Origin of the sequence: Halopiger xanaduensis SH-6 (genome assembly GCF_000217715.1) — an archaeon.
Taxonomy (GTDB): Archaea; Halobacteriota; Halobacteria; order Halobacteriales; family Natrialbaceae; genus Halopiger; species Halopiger xanaduensis.
In genome coordinates this window covers 3,338,292-3,355,231 of the sequence record NC_015666.1, presented here as the reverse complement: position 1 = coordinate 3,355,231, position 16,940 = coordinate 3,338,292, and the positions used below count along the sequence as shown (strand labels likewise).

Annotated in this window: 18 protein-coding genes; 13 read left to right on the top strand and 5 right to left on the bottom strand. The window is 66.1% G+C overall.

Features of this window, described 5'->3' with window-relative positions; genetic code table 11:
- Positions 1-26: 26 nt before the first annotated feature.
- Positions 27-707 carry an HAD family hydrolase gene (locus HALXA_RS16285; RefSeq protein ID WP_013881491.1) on the top strand — a complete coding sequence of 227 codons (681 nt, stop codon included), beginning with the start codon at positions 27-29 and terminating at the stop codon, positions 705-707.
- A 108-nt stretch (positions 708-815) separates the two neighbouring features.
- Entirely contained in the window at positions 816-1,004 is a 189-nt protein-coding gene (locus HALXA_RS16280; RefSeq protein ID WP_013881490.1) for a hypothetical protein, read from the top strand.
- Here the strand turns inward: HALXA_RS16280 and HALXA_RS16275 are convergent.
- Both HALXA_RS16275 and HALXA_RS16270 read right to left on the bottom strand, forming a co-directional pair.
- Positions 1,001-1,546 carry a hypothetical protein gene (locus tag HALXA_RS16275; protein WP_013881489.1) on the bottom strand — a complete coding sequence of 182 codons (546 nt, stop codon included), beginning with the start codon at positions 1,544-1,546 and terminating at the stop codon, positions 1,001-1,003. The two genes, HALXA_RS16280 and HALXA_RS16275, sit on opposite strands and share 4 nt — an antisense overlap.
- Before the next feature lie 118 nt (positions 1,547-1,664).
- The gene (locus HALXA_RS16270; RefSeq protein ID WP_013881488.1) at positions 1,665-2,261 is read right to left on the bottom strand and encodes a SprT family zinc-dependent metalloprotease; all 597 of its coding nucleotides are present in this window, start codon (positions 2,259-2,261) and stop codon (positions 1,665-1,667) included.
- Positions 2,262-2,354: 93 nt separating this feature from the next.
- Here HALXA_RS16270 and HALXA_RS16265 point away from each other — a divergent pair, with 93 nt between their 5' ends.
- The 3 genes from HALXA_RS16265 to HALXA_RS16255 all read left to right on the top strand — a co-directional run bounded on the left by HALXA_RS16265 (position 2,355) and on the right by HALXA_RS16255 (position 4,652).
- The gene (locus HALXA_RS16265) at positions 2,355-2,645 is read left to right on the top strand and encodes a PadR family transcriptional regulator (protein ID WP_013881487.1); all 291 of its coding nucleotides are present in this window, start codon (positions 2,355-2,357) and stop codon (positions 2,643-2,645) included.
- Between the two features lie 256 nt (positions 2,646-2,901).
- On the top strand, positions 2,902-3,903 hold the full coding sequence (locus HALXA_RS16260; RefSeq protein ID WP_148263655.1) for a cation diffusion facilitator family transporter: 1,002 nt from the start codon (positions 2,902-2,904) through the stop codon (positions 3,901-3,903).
- Between the two features lie 248 nt (positions 3,904-4,151).
- Positions 4,152-4,652 (top strand): GNAT family N-acetyltransferase, encoded by a 501-nt coding sequence (locus HALXA_RS16255; RefSeq protein WP_013881485.1) that lies wholly within the window; start codon positions 4,152-4,154, stop codon positions 4,650-4,652.
- 323 nt (positions 4,653-4,975) lie between these two features.
- Here HALXA_RS16255 and gfo6 read toward each other — a convergent pair whose 3' ends face one another.
- Positions 4,976-6,049: a D-xylose 1-dehydrogenase Gfo6 gene (gfo6, locus tag HALXA_RS16250; RefSeq protein WP_013881484.1), complete on the bottom strand. Its 1,074-nt coding sequence runs from the start codon at positions 6,047-6,049 to the stop codon at positions 4,976-4,978.
- A 319-nt stretch (positions 6,050-6,368) separates the two neighbouring features.
- On the opposite strand from gfo6, the gene HALXA_RS16245 reads away from it, so the two are divergent.
- From HALXA_RS16245 to HALXA_RS16215, 8 genes are all read left to right on the top strand, one after another.
- Positions 6,369-7,142 (top strand): SDR family NAD(P)-dependent oxidoreductase, encoded by a 774-nt coding sequence (locus tag HALXA_RS16245; RefSeq protein WP_013881483.1) that lies wholly within the window; start codon positions 6,369-6,371, stop codon positions 7,140-7,142.
- A gap of 222 nt (positions 7,143-7,364) precedes the next feature.
- Positions 7,365-8,648 (top strand): extracellular solute-binding protein, encoded by a 1,284-nt coding sequence (locus HALXA_RS16240; protein ID WP_148263654.1) that lies wholly within the window; start codon positions 7,365-7,367, stop codon positions 8,646-8,648.
- An 8-nt stretch (positions 8,649-8,656) separates the two neighbouring features.
- Positions 8,657-9,580 (top strand): carbohydrate ABC transporter permease, encoded by a 924-nt coding sequence (locus tag HALXA_RS16235; RefSeq protein ID WP_013881481.1) that lies wholly within the window; start codon positions 8,657-8,659, stop codon positions 9,578-9,580.
- Complete coding sequence (locus HALXA_RS16230; RefSeq protein ID WP_013881480.1) at positions 9,577-10,443, top strand: carbohydrate ABC transporter permease; 867 nt, start codon at positions 9,577-9,579, stop codon at positions 10,441-10,443. The genes HALXA_RS16235 and HALXA_RS16230 overlap by 4 nt, the downstream gene beginning before the upstream one ends.
- 6 nt (positions 10,444-10,449) lie before the next feature.
- A complete protein-coding gene (locus HALXA_RS16225; RefSeq protein ID WP_013881479.1) occupies positions 10,450-11,121 on the top strand; it encodes a YesL family protein in 672 nt (223 codons plus the stop codon).
- Positions 11,118-11,261, top strand: coding sequence for a hypothetical protein (locus tag HALXA_RS22215; RefSeq protein WP_171814679.1), 144 nt, complete (start codon positions 11,118-11,120; stop codon positions 11,259-11,261). Before HALXA_RS16225 ends, HALXA_RS22215 begins: the two co-directional genes overlap by 4 nt.
- Positions 11,258-12,487, top strand: a complete 1,230-nt coding sequence (locus tag HALXA_RS16220; RefSeq protein WP_013881478.1) for an ABC transporter ATP-binding protein — start codon at positions 11,258-11,260, stop codon at positions 12,485-12,487. Before HALXA_RS22215 ends, HALXA_RS16220 begins: the two co-directional genes overlap by 4 nt.
- Positions 12,488-12,517: 30 nt before the next feature.
- Positions 12,518-15,301, top strand: coding sequence for a glycoside hydrolase family 2 protein (locus HALXA_RS16215; protein ID WP_013881477.1), 2,784 nt, complete (start codon positions 12,518-12,520; stop codon positions 15,299-15,301).
- Positions 15,302-15,322: 21 nt separating this feature from the next.
- On the opposite strand, the gene HALXA_RS16210 is transcribed toward HALXA_RS16215, so the two are convergent.
- Together HALXA_RS16210 and HALXA_RS16205 are read right to left on the bottom strand one after the other, a co-directional pair.
- A complete protein-coding gene (locus HALXA_RS16210) occupies positions 15,323-15,757 on the bottom strand; it encodes a universal stress protein (protein ID WP_013881476.1) in 435 nt (144 codons plus the stop codon).
- 298 nt (positions 15,758-16,055) lie between these two features.
- Positions 16,056-16,820, bottom strand: coding sequence for an IclR family transcriptional regulator (locus HALXA_RS16205; RefSeq protein WP_013881475.1), 765 nt, complete (start codon positions 16,818-16,820; stop codon positions 16,056-16,058).
- Between the last annotated feature and the right edge of the window lie 120 nt (positions 16,821-16,940).

Below are 16,940 nucleotides of genomic sequence, written 5' to 3'. Positions count from 1 at the left end.
AACGCGCTCGCTCCAATATAGGGTAGATGTCCGGTTACGACGCGATCTGTTTCGATCTCGACCACACCCTCTGCGAGCCGACCCGCGCTCCCGCGGCGCTGCTCGAGGCGGCGTTCGACCGCGCCGGCTGCGAGCGGTTCTGTACGCCGGCCGACCTGCGCGCCGCGATCCCCGATCTGCCGACGGCGGAGACGGATCTGGAGTTCTACGAGCACCTGTTTACCGAGGTCTCGCGCCGCGCCGAGCGCGATATCGACCCGAATGTGCCGTCCCGACTCGCCCGCGCCTACCGCGAGGAGACGGACCCGACCGCCGTTCAGTTTCGGCCGGGCGCCGAGCGGGCGCTCGAACGCGCCCGCGACCACGGGCAGGTCGCGCTGATCACTAACGGCGGACGCGAGACGCAGACGCAGAAGTTGCAGGCGCTCGGCATCGAGGACGCCTTCGACGTGCGCGTCTTCACCGAGCCGAGCGCGGGGATTCACCCGAAGCCCGACGCGGCGCCGTTCGAGCACGCGCTCTCGACGCTCGAGGCGACGCCCGACGGCGCGATTCACATCGGCGACTCGCTGCACGCCGACGTCGCCGGCGCGAACGCGATGGGCCTCGATTCGGCGTGGATCGCGACCGACGGCGGGGTCGAGACCGCGGAGCACCGACCGACGTACGAACTCGCGTCGCTCGAGGCCTTCGAAACGATCGTCTGAGTCTATTCTCGCGCTCGACCCGCTATCTCCGCTGCGAGGCGACGGACACCGCTAGTCGCTACAACCCGATCAGAAGATACTTGATAGTATTCTAACATCGGTACGGTAATGATCGGTGCTGCGCTCCAGCGGTTTGCGCTGCTCGTGATGGTACTCGGGGGGTTTCTCGAGGTCAGTTCGCCGGGCAGCGGCGTCGGGTTCATGCTTATCGCGGCGCTGCTCGGCGCTGTCGGCCTCGTAATCGAACTCCGTCGAGCTGACGGCGGAACTCGTAGTGCCGACCGCGCCGAGAGTTAGTCCGAGTCGTCCGGCAGCAGATCGCTGTGGACGACCGCGCGGTACTGGTCGTCCGTCGCCTCCTCGAGGCGGGTCAGCAGCGCCGCCGCCTTCGAAAAGTCCTCGGGCAGTTCGAAGGGATCGTCGGCGTCCTCGTCGCGTTGTCGACACACGTTGACGAACGACGCCAGCGTCGAGTACGTGCCCGGCCGGGCGTAGACGACGCCGACGCCGTCGCCGTCGGCCACCTGTTCGCGCCAGTAGTCGATCACCGGTTCGGCCTCGAGTCGCGGCCGTCGATTTCGCTCGGCGAGTTCCGCCGCGTCGATCTCCGCCTCGCCGAGCACGTCGTCGAAGACGGCCTGCAGTTCCTCCGTGTTCTCTTCGATGTAGGGTGCGTCGGCCTCGGCCCGGATCAGCCGCTGGAAGGCGTCGAGTTCCGCCGATCGGGCTGCAACGGGATAGACGAAGTCGTGGTTCGCCTTCGGCAGCTTGTAGGACTTGCCCTCGACGCCCTGTTCGCCGGGACCCGACTGGCCGAGCATCAACTCGAGGATTCCCATAGCTAGTACAGGTTCTGTGAGGCGAATAAGTGTTCCGCGGTCAGGGCGTCGATACGCGCCGTCGGCTGCCGATCCGCTACCGTCCTCGCGGACGTGGACCCGGACGGCCGCCGATCGCCTACCAGTCGTCGCCGAGCGCTGCCTTCGCGCCGCCGTACTCGCTGGCGGTCGCCCACGTCCGCCCGCTCGCGACGTGTTCGACCTCGTAGGCGCCGCCGCAACTCCCGCAGCGGTACTGATCCGGCGCCTTCACCGGCTGCGAGGCGCGGTGGCGCGTCGCCCGCCAGTCGCAGCCCTCGGCGCGACAGCGAAGGACGTACCGCGGCTCCGCGAACGCCCGACAGTGGCGCGGCGCCTCGAGGTCGGCCGCTCGCTCGCGAAACCGCGGGCCGTGCCCCGACTCGCCGAACTGCTGGAACTCCCAGGCGTGGACGAGCTCGTGGCGAACGACCGCGGCGAACTCCGGCCACTCGTACCGCTCGTAGGCCCGCCGCGCGAGGACGATCGTCGCGACCTCTCGATTACGGTCCCAGCGACACGCCCCGGCGCGCCGGCGGGCCCGAGCCGAGACGTTCCACTCGAGGGCCTCGAGATCGACGGGCAGCTCGTACTCGCCATCACCACCGTCGCCGGCCACCTCGCGGGCGTGAATCCGCGCGCGAGCGACGATCTCGTCGTCAACGGTGAGCCGTTCTCCGTCGGACGCGTCGGACACGGCCCGACGATAGGTCGGCCGCACCGAATTTCTTCCGATCGCAACCTCGTATCGACCGGTTTATTTATGTTCCTGACACAACAACGTTCAAATATGTACGATTTAACGGGCTTCCAGCGCGACCTCCTGTACGTCATCGCCGGCCAAGACGAGCCACACGGCCTCGCAATCAAGGAGGAACTCGAGGACTACTACGAGACGGAGATCCACCACGGGCGCCTGTATCCGAATCTCGATACGATCGTCGACAAGGGGCTCGTCGAGAAGGGGCAGGCGGACCGCCGAACGAACTTCTACACCCTCACCCGGCGCGGCCGGCGCGAACTGGAAGCGCGACGCGACTGGGAACAGCAGTACGTCGCCGACCTCTTCGAGGACGACTGATCGCACTCTCGAGTACCTCGACGCACCCGCTTTCGTCCGAATATCGCCATCGTCGGTGTCCCGCCGGCGGCCACGTGCGTTTCGCGCTCTAATTCGGCTCTTTCGTATGCGCCTTCCCGTCTCGAGAGTCGTCGCTAGGCTCTCCGTTCTCGATCTAGTTAATAACAATCTGGACCTCTATTGCTAATCTATAGCGAAATACGGCGCGTTTACAACAGCGATGTTGATAAGATTCGGGTTCGAAGCGACGCCAACGATGACCGATCACGAGTCGGCTCGAGCCCGCCACGAGGACCGCGCTCACGGGCCCGGACACGAACACGGCGGCGAGCACACCGGTCACGACCACGGCCACGGTCACGGGCACGACCACGACCACGGCGCGTCGTCGACGAGCAGCCGGAAACTCGCCGTCGTCTCCGCGATCAACCTCGTCGGATTCGTCGCCGAACTCGCGGGCGGACTCCTGTTCGGCTCGGTCGCGCTCATCAGCGACGCGTTCCACATGCTGTTCGACGCGCTCGCGTACGTGATGGCCTTCGCCGCCGCCTACGTCGCCGAATCCTACGGCGACGAGGGGCGCTGGTCCTACGGCCTCCACCGCCTCGAGCCGTTCGCCGCCTTCCTCAACGGCGTCCTCCTGCTCCCGATGGTCGGATTCATCCTCTGGGAGTCCTACCACCGATTCCTCGAGCCCGTCGCGATCGGAACCGGCCCGACGCTCCTCATCGCGACCGGCGGGCTCGCGGTCAACGTCGGCTCGATCTACGTGTTACACGGCGGCGAGATGAGCCTCAACGAGCGCGGCGCGTTCTACCACCTGCTGGGCGACGCCGGCGGTTCGGTCGCCGTCATCGTCTCGACGGTCGTCATCGAACTGACCGGGTTTCACCTCGTCGACCCGCTCACCGCCGGCCTCATCGCGGTCGTCGTGACGTGGTCCGCCGTGAACGTGCTCCGCGGCAGCAGCGCGATCTTCCTCCACCGGACGCCGTTCGACCGAGCGGCCGTTCGCGCCGCGCTCGAGGACCTCGAGGGCGTGACCGCGGTCGACGACATCCACGCCTGGCAGGTCTGCAGCCGGATCACGGTCGCGACCGTCCACCTCGAGACGGACGCCGAGACGATGGCGGACGCCGAGGCGGTGACGCGACGCGTCCACGCGACACTCGAGGCACGCGGCGTCGATCACGCGACCGTCGAACTGTGTCCGTCGTACGCCGCTCGCGACGTCCACCTCAACGCTCACTGCCACTGATCGACGATCGATCTCTCCGCGAGTCAGTTCCGCACGATGTCGAACGACGAGACTGCCCTCTATCACCTCCGTTTCACTGTTAGTATCTGAATGCATAGTAGTTACTAGATTAGATACATAGTCAATCTAGACTGGCATCAGTACAGTCGGTCGCCTCAGTCGTGACAGCTCCAGCTCGAGTCCCCGGTCGCTCCCAGAAACCGGGAATGCGGGGAGCCCTTAGGAGCGTGCAGAAACTACCCTCGCGTATGGCCGCCGCCCAACGGACGTCGCTTCCCCGCCCGCCGAAAACGTTCACCGACCGCGAGGAGCGGACGATCTCGATTCGCGAGTATGACGGCCAGTTAGAGCCGCTGCAGGAGATGTACGCCCATTTCGACGACGACTCGCGCACGCAGGGGTTACCGCCCAGAAGCGAGAACCGAACTGTCGAGTGGCTCTCCGACCTGCTCGAGGAGGGACTGAACGTCGTGGCCCGCCACGAGGGCGACGTCGTCGGCCACGCCGTCCTGATCCCGTACGATTCGACGTCCGAGCTCGCGATTTTCGTTCGGCCGGCGTACCAGTCCGCCGGTATCGGGACGCACCTCATCGGCTGCTTGCTCGGCCACGGGCAGGCAAACGGGCTGACGCGCGTGTGGCTCACCGTCGCCCGGACGAACCGGATCGCGATGAACCTCTATCGGTCGGCGGGCTTCGAGATCACCGAACGGGACCGCGGCGAGTACGAGATGGAACGAGCGTTATAGACCGCCGTCTGATTCGCATCGGCTTCCTGGCAATCCGACCATCGACCATCGTGAGATGTATATATGGTTCCTGACTGTTCCTTCGACCTATCGAAAAGTCATTCTATTTCTCGCGTAACCGTTCGACGCTCGATCCCGAGACCGCGTTCGGCGCTGGTTGCGACCATTGCCGGCTACTTCCAAGCAGGTAGCGGCCGATCGGAGACCGTTTCTCGAGGAGGGCGTGTCCTCGAGTCTCGAGCGGGGCCGGTATCGCGCGGGGTCGGTATCGCACCGGGACGGCGAGTAATCGCGTGTAATTCCGCGGCGTCGCCGCCGCGCGATTAGATGTCGACGGGTTCGTCCCGCTCGGCGGCCTCGTGGATCGCCTCGATCGTTCGCAGATCGTCGAGTCCGTGGCGGCCGTCCGGCAGGATCGGTTCGTCGCCGAGGACGCGGTCGGCGAAGTAATCGAACTCCTCGCGCATCTCCTCGACTTCGGTGAAGTCGGTATCCTCGATGGTCGCTTCCACGCTGCCCGACGAGAGGTGGAGCGTGGCCTCGCCGTGGAACGCCGGCGAGAGTTCGATGAGCCCGTCGGTGCCGATGATCTTGAGTTCGGTGTCTTCCTGGGCGTGTTGGCTCGTCGTACAGACCAGGGGAACGTCGTCCTCGAGAGTGAGCGTAATCGTGGCGAACTGGTCCGGAACGTCGTCGAACGCCTCGTGGGTGGAGGACATCCGGGCCTCGGCTTGCACCGGATCCCGCTCGAGGAGGAAGCGCGCGGTGTTGATCGGGTAGATACCGAGGTCCATCACGGACGTCCCGTAGCCCGTGACGTCCGAATCGAGGCGCCACTGGTCGGGATCGGGGATCATCTCGAGCAGCGGCTGGGTGTTGTTGCCGTAGACCTGCGTCGGCTCGCCGATGAACCCGTCCTCGATGAGTTCCTTGGCGCGGCGGACGGCGGGCTCAGTGTGCATGCGGTAGGCCGTCATCAGCGGGATGTCGCCGTCCGCTGCCGCGTCGACCAACTGCTCGGCGCGTTCGGCGGTCGCCTCGAGGGGCTTCTCGCAGAGCACCGCCTTGTCGAGTTCGGCCGCGGTTTCGACGTACTCGAGGTGGTAGGCGTTGGGCGTGCCGATGTAGACGGCGTCGTAGGCGTCGCTCGCGGCGCCGTCGTGGTATTCGTCGTACGTGATTCCGCGGTCGACGTCGTGGCGGTCGGCCAGCCGCTGGGCCTTCTCCGTAGACGAGCTGACCAGCACCGCCGTCTCGCAGTAGTCCGCCTGCTCGATCGCCGGGATGACGATGTCGACGGTCCACCAGCCGAGCCCGATCAGCGCGAACCGAACCGTCCCGTCGGCCGCCGTTTCCCAGTCCCGCTTTGCGAACTCCGTGACCATCGTAGCGTTCATGGACGACGTTTCGGACGGGGTGAATAAAACCGTTCGGTGCTGCGCGATGGCGGCGCGGTCGGGTCGACCGATCCGGTCCCGCGATCCCGAACGGGTCGAGAGCGGGTCCACGAGTTGCTACGTCGTATTTCTTGATCAGAAACAAAGCTGCCGATAACTCGAAGTTTACAATCGTATTTTTGTAACCCGAATACTCAGTGTGAATTGATAACATGGGGAACGGCGGATGTATCCGGCGAATCGACTCGTTCCCCAATGAGAAACGGCGTGCAGGTCGTTCATGAAAACGTTCATGACGGTCGCTGTGCTCGCGTGACATATGGACGAGTATACGCATACCCCGGTCACCGTCGCCGACAAGCGCGCCGTCGTCGTCGGCGGGACGAGCGGGCTCGGACAGGCGATCGCCGTCGGACTCGCCGCCGACGGCGCGGACGTCATCGCGACGAGTCGCTCCGAGGACGCAGTTAATGAGACGGCCGACCTCCTCGAGGAGCAGGGTGCGACCACGGCCCGCGTTACCTGCGACGTCACCGAACCCGAGTCGCTCGAGAACCTCCGCGAGGTCGCCGAGGAGTCCCTGGGCGGGATCGACGTCGTCGTCTCGTCGGCGGGGGCGATCTCCCGTGACACGGTCGTCGGCATCAGCGACGACGAGTGGGATTTCGTCACCGACGTCCAACTCGACGGCGTCCGACGCATTACGCAAACGTTCGCGCCCGCGATGGACGAGGGCGGGAGCATCATCAACATCTCCTCGCTCGCCGCGCGGCTCTCGATGGCGAATCTGCCGGCGTACTCGGCGGCGAAGGGCGGCGTCGAGGCGTTCACGCGGGCTTCGGCGAAGGAACTCGCACCCGAAATCCGAGTCAACGCGATCGCGCCCGGCTTCTTCATCACGCCGCAGAACGAGGACACCTACGCCGAGGGAACCGAAAAGCGCGAGCGCATCGACGAGCGGACGCCGCTCGGACGGGTCGGCGAGCGCGAGGAACTCATCGGCGCGACGATCTACCTCGCGAGCGACGCGTCCTCGTTCGTCACCGGCGAAGTGCTGACCGTCGACGGCGGGTTCGCCGACAGCGCGTTCTGACTCTGACGGGCCGGAACGATCTTCTCAGTGTCCGGCAGGCCAGAGAATCTTTACGTCTTGGCCGCTGCGAATCGCCGACGGTTGCACCGGCGGAACCACCCTCTACTCCGATTTTTGCATCATTGACGCCGATTATTCTAGGCATACTGACCGGAAGATACATATGTTATGTTTAATTCATACACTTGTGTGCCAATGCGCAACACCAACAAGGGTGAGACTATGTCACGCCCACCCGATGGCGGCTCGTCGCGGACGGTGAGCCGTCGCCGCGTACTGCAGGCGACGGGCGCTGCCGGATTGACCGGTATCGCCGGCTGTACCGGATACGTCGGCAGTTCGCGGGACGGCGTCGAGTACTGGACCCTCTTCGGCGGCGGCGACGGGGCCGTCATGGAGACGATGGTCGACGAAATCAACGCGAGCGACGAGTACGATTTCCGGATCAACCGCCAGCGAGTCCCGTGGGACGAACACTACGGCCGGCTCTACACCTCGATGGTCGGCGGGAACCCGCCGGACGTCGCGGTGATGCACTCGCGGATGATGCGCGATTACGAGGACAGCATCGTCCCGGTCACCGACGAGATCGGCACCGACCCGTACCTCGAGGAGGTCGCTCAGGGCGGCGTCGTCGACGGCGAACAGCTCGCCGTCCCGATGGATACGCACCCGTTCGGGCTCTACTACAACAAGGAAATCTTCGAAGAGGCGGGGCTCGATCCCGAGGAGCCGCCGAATACGGCCGAACGGTTCTACGAGTGCGCCAACGCGATCGTCGAAAACACCGACTACTACGCCTTCGACTACTTCGAGGGCGAGTTCCACGCCGAGACGATGCGGATGCTGCTGCACAGCCGCGGCGGCCAACTCATCACCGAGGACTACGAACCCGCCTTCGACACGGACGACGGGCACGACGTCGTCCAGGAGATGCACGACTGGGTGTACGAACACGAGTGGGCGCCGGTCGATCCCACCGCCGGCTGGGACGCCTGGAACCGCGGCGAGGTCGGCATGAAACTCGAGGGAACGTGGCACATCAGCGTCGTCCGCGAGGCGGGCTTCGAGTTCGGCCTGACGGAGCCGTTCATCATGCCGGAGTCGACCAGTCCCGTGACGGTCGGCGACAGCCACATGCTGATCATTCCCGAGAGCCAGGACCGCGATCGAGAACGGCTCGAGGACGCGATCGAAACCGTCCGTCTGCTCACCCAGGAGTTCAACGACCGGTGGGGATCCGACGCCGGCCACCTCCCCGCCAGCCGGACGGCGCTCGAGAGCGACGCCCTGCGGGAGTCGGACACGTGGGATAAGACTCTCGAGACGTTCTACGGGATGGTCCAGAACGACCAGTTCATCCGGCCGCCGGCGACGCCGAACGTCGAGCAGTACATCGAGGAGATCTACCAGCCGCTCGACGACATGCGGGCCGGAAACGTGGAGCCGCCGGAAGTCATCGAGACGGCCGAGCGAGGCGTTCGGCAGACGTTCAACAGAGGCTAACCCTAACCATGGCACAAGCACAACAAACCGAGACGGACGCGACGAACGCGAGCGCCGACGAGTCAGGCGGCCTGACGGCGTCGTCGCTCCGCGAGTTGCTCGCCGGCGTCACCTTCGCGCTTCCCTACGTCCTGATCGCCGGCACCTTCCTCTTCGGGCCGTTGCTCCTGGCGCTGTACATGAGCTTCCACGACTGGAACGCGCTCGATCCGGCCCAGTCGCAGTTCATCGGCCTCGAGAACTACCGGATCCTGCTGTCGGATCCGGACTTCTGGGACGCGCTGCGAAACACCGTCTACTTCGTCGTCCTGACGGTGCCGCCGATCATCGTCGGCTCCCTGCTGCTCGCGCTCGGCGTCAACCGCGACGTGCGGGGCAAGTGGCTGCTGCGGACGATCTTCTTCAGCCCGTACGTCCTGACCGTCGCGGTCGTCGGGCTGCTGTGGACGGAGGTCTTCAGCGCCTCGGGGCTGGTCCCGTACTACATCGGCGGCGGCAACTGGCTGACCGACCACCAGCTCGCGATGCCGGCGATCGCCATCGCGACGATCTGGTGGCAGTTGGCGTTCAACTTCATCATCCTGCTGGCCGCGCGCCAGAACGTTCCGGACCGCCTCTACGAGGCGGCGAAGTTAGACGGCGCGAGTCCGTGGCGGATGATGCGCGACATCACGATCCCGCAGATGCGGAACCCGCTGATCTTCATCGTTATCGTCACCTTCGTCAACTCGTTCCAGGTGTTCGGACAGCCGTACATCATGACCGACGGCGGCCCGTCGTTCTCGACGACGACGGTCGTCCTCTACCTCTACGAAACCGCGTTCACCGGCCGGGAGTTCGGCTACGCCGCCGCGGTCGGCTACGTCCTCTTTATGATCCTGATCGCCATCTCGGCGACCAACTACTACTTCCTCACGGGTGATGACCAATGAGCGTCGAATCGAAATCGGTCCTCGAGAACGTCTCGCTGTCGAACACCCGCCTTCGGACGATCGCCCTGTACGCGGGACTCTACGGGACGGCGGCGCTGTTCCTGATCCCGTACTGGTACATGTTCGCGACGTCGTTCATGACGCGCGATCTGGTCTACGCCGAGGTGCCGTACCTGATCCCGTGGGACGTGACGCTGTACTGGTACGAGTACCTGCTGACGAACTCGCTGATCGTCCAGTGGACCGTCAACACGGTCATCCTGGCCGGGATCACGACCGCCGTCGTGATCGCGGTCGACGCGATGATCGCCTACTCGCTGACCCGGCTGGACTGGCCCGGCCGACGCGTCGTCTTCGCGGTCATCGTGGCGAGCTTCATGGTGCCGGGGATCATCAACCTCGTCCCCGTCTACATCATCGCCAGCGAACTCGGGCTCGTCAACTCCCTCTGGGGCGTCGTCCTCCCCAGCGCCGCGAACCCGCTGGGCGTGTTCATGCTCGTCCAGTTCTTCAAGGACATCCCCGAGGAACTCGAGGAGGCGGCCCGGCTCGACGGGTTCTCGCGCCTGCGGATCTTCACCCACATCGTGTTGCCGCTGATGCGGTCGGCGCTCGCGGCGCTCGGGCTGTTCATCTTCATCTGGACGTGGAACGCCTTCGTCTGGCCGCTGTTGATCTTCCAGAGCGACGCGATGTACACGCTGCCGATCGGGCTGGTGACGCTGCAGGACAACCTCGGCGTCACCGAACCCGGCGTCATCATGACCTCGGCGGTCGTCGCCTCGGTGCCGCTCCTGCTCGTCTTCCTGGTGATGCAGCGCCACCTCGTCCGCGCGGTCGAAATGCAGGGGACCACGAAGTGATCCACGATGCGCCAAGCCAAAATCAAACCCCAATCGAACGACCTCGATCCGATGTACGCCTCGCTCCAGCACACGGCGCGGTTCGTCTGGGACAACCTCGTCGAGGTGGTCTGGATCAGCCTCGCGTGGTTCCTCGCGGCGCTGCCGCTCGTCACGATCGGCCCGGCGACGGTCGGGGCCTACCGGGCCGTGCTCTCGCTTCGCGAGGGCGAGGCGGACGGCATCGATCGGTCGGCGGTCCTCGAGACCGTCCGCGAGGGGTTCGTCCACGCGACGCTGCTGTCGTTCGTCCCGCTCGTGTTGCTGGTGAGCGCGGCCAACTACGTACTGGCGTACCTCGCGAGCGGGGCGGTGACGGCCGGCCTGTTGGGCCTCGGCTGCCTGTACGCGGGGCTGTACGCCGCGCTCGTCTCGATGCCGACCCTGCTGGGGCTGGCGGCGGGGAAACCCGTCCTCGAGGCGTTCGCGGACGGCTACCGCTGGACGGCCCGCCACGCGGTCGGCGCGGTCGCGCTCGGCGTCGTGACGGTCGTCCTGTTCGTCGTCAGCTCGCTGCTGACCGTCGCCGTCGCGGTGCTGTTCGCCGGCGTCGCGTTCGCACTGCACGTCGAGTTCGTGGCGAACGTCTCGGCCCCGGCCGAGGCGACCCCGGTCGCGACGGAGGTGACCGACGCGTGAGCGGGATCGGTGACCGAACGCGGATCGGCACCCCGGAGACGGGCGAAGCAGGTGCGACTGCGGCGAGCGCGGTCGCGCCGACGGCAACGATCGAAATCGACAACGACGCGCACGACGCGCGAACGGTGCTACGACAATGAGCAACGCAAACGACCTCGGCGACGCGAACGCGGAATCGAACCTGGAAGCAGCATCGGTGCCGGCGACGGCCTCGGACTCGGAATCGGCTCCGGTCACCTTCGAGGACGTCCGAAAGGTCTACCTCGACGACTTCGTCGCCATCGAGAACTTCAACGCCCGCATCGAGGACGGCGAGTTCATCACTATCGTCGGCCCCTCGGGGTCGGGCAAGTCGACGCTGTTGCGGATGATCGCCGGCTTGGAGGAGATCACCGCCGGCGACATCAAGATCGGCGGCGAGAGCATCAAGGGCGTCGAGCCCCAGGACCGGGGGATCGCGATGGTGTTCCAGAACTACGCGCTGTACCCGCACATGTCCGTCCGGAAGAACATGTCCTACGGGCTGAAGCTGACGACGGACATGTCCGACGAGGAGATCGAGCAGCGGGTCGAGGAAACCGCCGAGATGATGGGCATCGGCGACCAGCTCGACAGCAAGCCGAGCGAACTCTCGGGCGGCCAGCAACAGCGCGTCGCGACCGGCCGCGCCATCGTCCGCGACCCGAAGATCTTCCTGATGGACGAGCCGCTGAGCAACTTAGACGCGAAGCTCAAGGTCCACATGCGGACCGAACTCCAGCGGCTCCAGGAGGAGCTCGGGACGACGACGATCTACGTCACCCACGACCAGCACGAGGCGCTGACGATGAGCGACCGGATCATCGTCCTCGACGGCGGCGAACTCCAGCAGTTCGCGACGCCGGAAGAAGTATACAACAACCCGGCCAACCGGTTCGTCGCGGACTTCATCGGCAGCCCGGCGATGAACTTCTTCGACGTCTCGCTTTCCGGCTCGACGCTCGTCGGCGACGGGTTCACCTACGAGATCCCCGCGTCGATCGTCGACGAAATCCGGGAATCGGGCGCCGGCGACGACCTCGAGTTGGGCATCCGCCCGGAGGACATCGAGTACGGCGGCGACGGCGACTCGATCGCCGCCACCGTCGAGGTCGTGGAGGTCGCGGGCAGCGACAACTTCGTCTACCTCGACATCGAGGGCTCGGAGTGTCGGGTCCGCGTCCCCGGCGACGTGAAGCCGGACGTCGGCGATCGCGTCGAGATCGCCTTCGATCCCGCGGACATCCACCTCTTCGACGAGCGGACCGGCGACAACCTGCTGGCCGACATGCGACGAGAATCGCGCGCCGAGACCGAGGCTGAGACCGAAACGGAAGAGGCCGCCTAAGGCCGCTTCGAGCGGTTTTTGATTGCATTCATGAGGACGGAGACACACTCGAGCGCGAACGCGAGCGGCGAGCGGCGGCGGATCGACCTGTCCGGCCCGTGGCGGTTCGTCACCGACCCCGACGAGCGCGGCCGCGAGCGCAACTGGGCGGCGCCGGACGAACCGTGGCCGGACCGGGCGCGCACGGTCGAGGTCCCCCACGTCTGGCAGGAACACGACGAGTGCCGCGAGTACACGGGCACCGCGTGGTACCGGCGAACGATCGACCTCGAGGCGCCGCCGGACGGCGACGATCGCCGCGCCCTGCTCCGGTTCGGCGCCGTCGACTACGAGGCCGTCGTCCGAGTGAACGGGGAACGCGCCGGCTCGAACCGGGGCGGCTATCTCCCGTTTTCGGTCGACGTCACCGACGCACTCGTCGAGGGCGAGAATACGATCGCCGTCGAAGTCACCGATCCGGACGACATCTCCGAGATTCCACACGGAAAGCAGGGCGAACCGTGGTACCAGCGCGTCAGCGGGATCTGGCAGAAAGTGACCCTCGAGGACGTCCCCGCCTGTCGCGTCGAGCAGCTTCGCGCGGCGCCGAATGTCGAGGACGACACCGTTCGGATCGAACTCGAGACGACGGCCGCTGCTGTTGCGACCGTCGAGGACCCGTCGGCGGTCGACGCGACGATCACCGTCGAACGCGAGGGTACAGCGGTCGCATCCGCGACGACCGCGCTCGAGCCAGACGGCACGGGCGACGTAACGATCTCGATCGAGGACCCCGATTACTGGACGCCCGAGACGCCCGCGCTCTACGACGTGCGGGTCGCCCTCGAGCGCGACGGAACCGTCGTCGATCGCGACGAGGACTACTTCGGGATGCGCAGCGTCGAGGCGCGGGACGGGCGGATCTACCTGAACGGCGAGCCGTATCCGATCCGCGGCGCGCTCGAGCAGGGCTACTACCCGCGGACGCTATACCGGCCGTCCGAGGACGACTGGTTCGAGCGGGAGGTGCGGATCGCGAAGGACCTCGGCTTCAACCTCCTGCGCAAGCACATCAAGCCGGCCCATCCGGACTTCCTCGAGGCGGCCGACCGGCTCGGTTTGTTCGTCTGGGCGGAGCCGGCTAATCCGTCAGTGTGTACGGAACGCTCCAAGGAGGAACTGGCCGATCAGTTGCGGGGGATGCTCGAGCGCGATTACAACCGGCCGAGCGTCGTCGTCTGGAGCATCTACAACGAGGAGTGGGGGATCGGCAACCCGCAGGGACTGGACGTCGAGACGTCGCTGTGGGACGACGGGGCGAAGCAAGCCTCCCTCGCGGAACTGTACGAGGAGACGAAGGCGGCCGATCCGACGCGGCTCGTCTGCGACAACTCGGGGTGGGCCCACGTCGCGACCGACATCAACGACTACCATCGCTACTTCGTCAGTCCCGACCGCGCCGACGCGTGGGCGGCCGATCTGGACGGGATGGTCGAGAACCCCGAAGCGAACTACGCGGCGACCGAAACCGATCCCGACGACGCGCCGATCGTCGTCTCGGAGTTCGGGACGTGGGGACTGGGCGACATAGCGGCCGTCGAGGACGCGTACGACGGCGAGCCGCCCTGGTTCGACTACGAGTTCCTCCCCGAGGGGCTGAAACGCCCCGCCGGCTACCGCGAGCGGTTCGCCGACTCGGCGCTCGCCGAGGCCTTCGACGATCTCGAGGCGCTGGCGGAAGCCTGGCAACGCCGCCAACTCCGTTCGAACAAGGACGTCATCGAGCAGATGCGCGCCCGCGACGAGATTGCGGGCTACGTCCTGACCGAGTTCTCCGACATCGAGTGGGAGTTCAACGGCCTGCTCGACTACCGCCGCGAGCCGAAGGGGACCCTCGAGGCGTTCGCGCGGGTCAACGCCCCGGTCGCCGTCCAACTGGACCTCGAGTCGCGGGCCGTCTGGGACGACGGACGGATCGCGGCGGACGCGGTCGTCGTCAACGACACCGCCGAGGAGCTCGAAGCGGACCTCTCCTGGACGATCGCGGGGGAATCGGGCCGGCGCACGGTCGCCGTCGATCCCGCGTCGACGGTTCGCGTGGCGGATCTCGTCGACGTCGCCGCGTCGGACGTGATAGCTGACGCCGACGCGGTGACCACCGAAACGATCGCCCTCGAGTTCGGCGACGCGCGAACCGAGGAACCCGTCACCGTCTGCCCGCGGTCCCGGCCGCGGTTGCACGACGGGCAAGACGCTCGACCAGCCGACGCCACGGTCTACGTCGACGACGCGCTTCGGACCGCACTCGGGGACCGCGACTCCGACCGCGACCCGACGGTCGTCGACCGGCTCGACGAGGACGTCGACGTCGCGCTCGTCACCGAAACGACCGACGACGTGCTCGCGTACGCCCGCGACGGGGGCGACGTACTGGCGGTCGCGGACAGCGACGGCTCGCTCGCAGCCGGCGATGGGACGGAAACGGCGTTCGACTACCGCAACCTTCCCGAAGACGAGAGCTGGAACCTCGTGGCGTCGCTGCTGTACACCGTTGACGAACGCCTCGAGCGGCTGTTCGGAACGGTTCCCGGCTGGGAACTCGACGGCCTGTACCCCTACGCGGTCGCGGACGTCGACTCGGCCGACGACGCGGCCGTCGGCTACGTCGAGGGCTGGCTGGCGAACCCCTCGGCCGCGATCACGACCCGCGACTACGGCGACGGAACGGTCCAAACGTGTACCTTCCGGGTCGCCGACGCATACGGCGACCACCCGACCGCGACCGTTCTCGTCGACGACCTGCTCTCGAGGCGCCTCGAGTCGGCCGCCCGGTGACCTCGGCGCCGGACTCGAGCCCTATGCCTCCCGCTCGTCCATGACGGCCAGCACCGGACACGACGCGTCCAGCAGCACGGACTGCGTGACGCTGCCGAACAGCGCCTTCCCGACCGGCGACCGCGAGCGACCCCCGACGACGATGTAGCGCGCGTCGACCTCCTCGGCGTACTCGAGGATCTCCGCGGGCGCCTCGCCGGTCCGGCCGACCGCCTCGTACTCGTCGGTTACGCCCTCGGCGACGTCGGCGAGGACCCTCTCGGCGATCTCCTGCGCCCGCTCCGGCGTCACCGAGTCCTCGACGTTCAGCGACTTGTTGATGAGCTCGCGGTGGGACGGTCCCTCGTAGACCAGGATGGCGTGCAGCGGTTCGTCGAACCGGTTCGCCAGCGCCCAGCCTTCGCTGAGGACCCGACTCGAGCCGTCTTCGCCGTCGATCGCTGTTACGACGACCATGCGGCACATTCCCACAACGAAACGTAAATAGATTCCCTCGAACCTCGTCCGCAGCAGTCGGTCGGCGCAACCCGCGACCGGCGCAGCGTCCGTCGGTGCGGCCGAAACGATCGGTCGCTGCGTCCGATAGGGGCGGACACCGGGCGTCGATTCGCGACGGCCAATCCGGCCGGTTCGACGTGTAACGTTACAATCATACGGGTGTATAAAACGAGCGAATCGGTCCGGATACGACGCCGTTCGTGCGAGGAGAGCGAGCCCCCGGGGTTCGTTTCGAAATCCGCTGGGACCGGACGAATTACGAATACGTCATATTGACCTCGATCACGTTCGCGGTGCTCAGGACGTGCTTCGGAATCTCCTCGTCGAACCGGTCGTCGGTAAAGCGGTTCGTCGGGCCGGAGACGCTGATCGCGCCGAGCGGCTCGTCGTTCTCGTCGCAGATCGGCGCCGCGATACAGCGCATGCCGAGCACGCGTTCCTCGTCGTCGATCGCGTAGCCGCGCTCGCGGATCGCCTCGAGTTGGGCCTTCAGTTCGGCCTCGTCGGTAATCGTCCGTTCGGTCACGGCCGGCAGCCCGTGGCGGTCGATGATCTCGTCGACCGTCGATTCCGATCGGTGCGCGAGGATCGCCTTGCCGAGCGCCGTCGTGTGGAGGTGGACCCGCTTTCCGATGTGGGTGTCGAGCGTGACCGCGTCGTCGCCCTTGAACTTGTTGAGGAAGATCCCCTTCCCGTGTTCCTCGATCATCAGATTCGCGTGCTCGCCGGTCTCCTCGGCGAGCTTTTTGATCTCCGGTGACGCGACCTGATACAGCTTCATCCGGCTCCGGGCGAACCCGCCGAGCTCCAGAAACCGCGCGCCGACGTGGTAGGTCCCGCCCTCGTTGACCAGGTACTCGGCTTCGGTCAACGTCCGGAGGTGGTCGTGAACGGTACTCTTGGGCATCTCGAGTTCGGCGGCGAGTTCGGCGACGCCCGCCCCTTCGAGTTCGTGAAGGGTCTCGACGATCTGGAAGGTCGTCGCGGCGGCCTGCACCGGGTATTTGGGTCGTTGTGACATTTGTGACGTAGTTACGCACCGATCTATTTAAGAGTTATCCGGTGTGACCGGACCGAATGCGATCAGTTGCGGATCGCCTCGATCCGAGCGGTAGCACTCCGGTTTCGGTTGCTGGCTGTT

Excerpts from the sequence above, each read along its gene's own strand:
- HALXA_RS16285 (WP_013881491.1), top strand. The coding sequence starts at position 27 with ATGTCCGGTTACGACGCGATCTGTTTCGATCTCGACCACACCCTCTGC.
- HALXA_RS16280 (WP_013881490.1), top strand. The coding sequence starts at position 816 with ATGATCGGTGCTGCGCTCCAGCGGTTTGCGCTGCTCGTGATGGTACTC.
- HALXA_RS16275 (WP_013881489.1), bottom strand. The coding sequence starts at position 1,546 with ATGGGAATCCTCGAGTTGATGCTCGGCCAGTCGGGTCCCGGCGAACAG.
- HALXA_RS16265 (WP_013881487.1), top strand. The coding sequence starts at position 2,355 with ATGTACGATTTAACGGGCTTCCAGCGCGACCTCCTGTACGTCATCGCC.
- HALXA_RS16260 (WP_148263655.1), top strand. The coding sequence starts at position 2,902 with ATGACCGATCACGAGTCGGCTCGAGCCCGCCACGAGGACCGCGCTCAC.
- HALXA_RS16255 (WP_013881485.1), top strand. The coding sequence starts at position 4,152 with ATGGCCGCCGCCCAACGGACGTCGCTTCCCCGCCCGCCGAAAACGTTC.
- gfo6 (WP_013881484.1), bottom strand. The coding sequence starts at position 6,049 with ATGAACGCTACGATGGTCACGGAGTTCGCAAAGCGGGACTGGGAAACG.
- HALXA_RS16245 (WP_013881483.1), top strand. The coding sequence starts at position 6,369 with ATGGACGAGTATACGCATACCCCGGTCACCGTCGCCGACAAGCGCGCC.
- HALXA_RS16240 (WP_148263654.1), top strand. The coding sequence starts at position 7,365 with ATGTCACGCCCACCCGATGGCGGCTCGTCGCGGACGGTGAGCCGTCGC.
- HALXA_RS16235 (WP_013881481.1), top strand. The coding sequence starts at position 8,657 with ATGGCACAAGCACAACAAACCGAGACGGACGCGACGAACGCGAGCGCC.
- HALXA_RS16230 (WP_013881480.1), top strand. The coding sequence starts at position 9,577 with ATGAGCGTCGAATCGAAATCGGTCCTCGAGAACGTCTCGCTGTCGAAC.
- HALXA_RS16225 (WP_013881479.1), top strand. The coding sequence starts at position 10,450 with ATGCGCCAAGCCAAAATCAAACCCCAATCGAACGACCTCGATCCGATG.
- HALXA_RS16220 (WP_013881478.1), top strand. The coding sequence starts at position 11,258 with ATGAGCAACGCAAACGACCTCGGCGACGCGAACGCGGAATCGAACCTG.
- HALXA_RS16215 (WP_013881477.1), top strand. The coding sequence starts at position 12,518 with ATGAGGACGGAGACACACTCGAGCGCGAACGCGAGCGGCGAGCGGCGG.
- HALXA_RS16210 (WP_013881476.1), bottom strand. The coding sequence starts at position 15,757 with ATGGTCGTCGTAACAGCGATCGACGGCGAAGACGGCTCGAGTCGGGTC.
- HALXA_RS16205 (WP_013881475.1), bottom strand. The coding sequence starts at position 16,820 with ATGTCACAACGACCCAAATACCCGGTGCAGGCCGCCGCGACGACCTTC.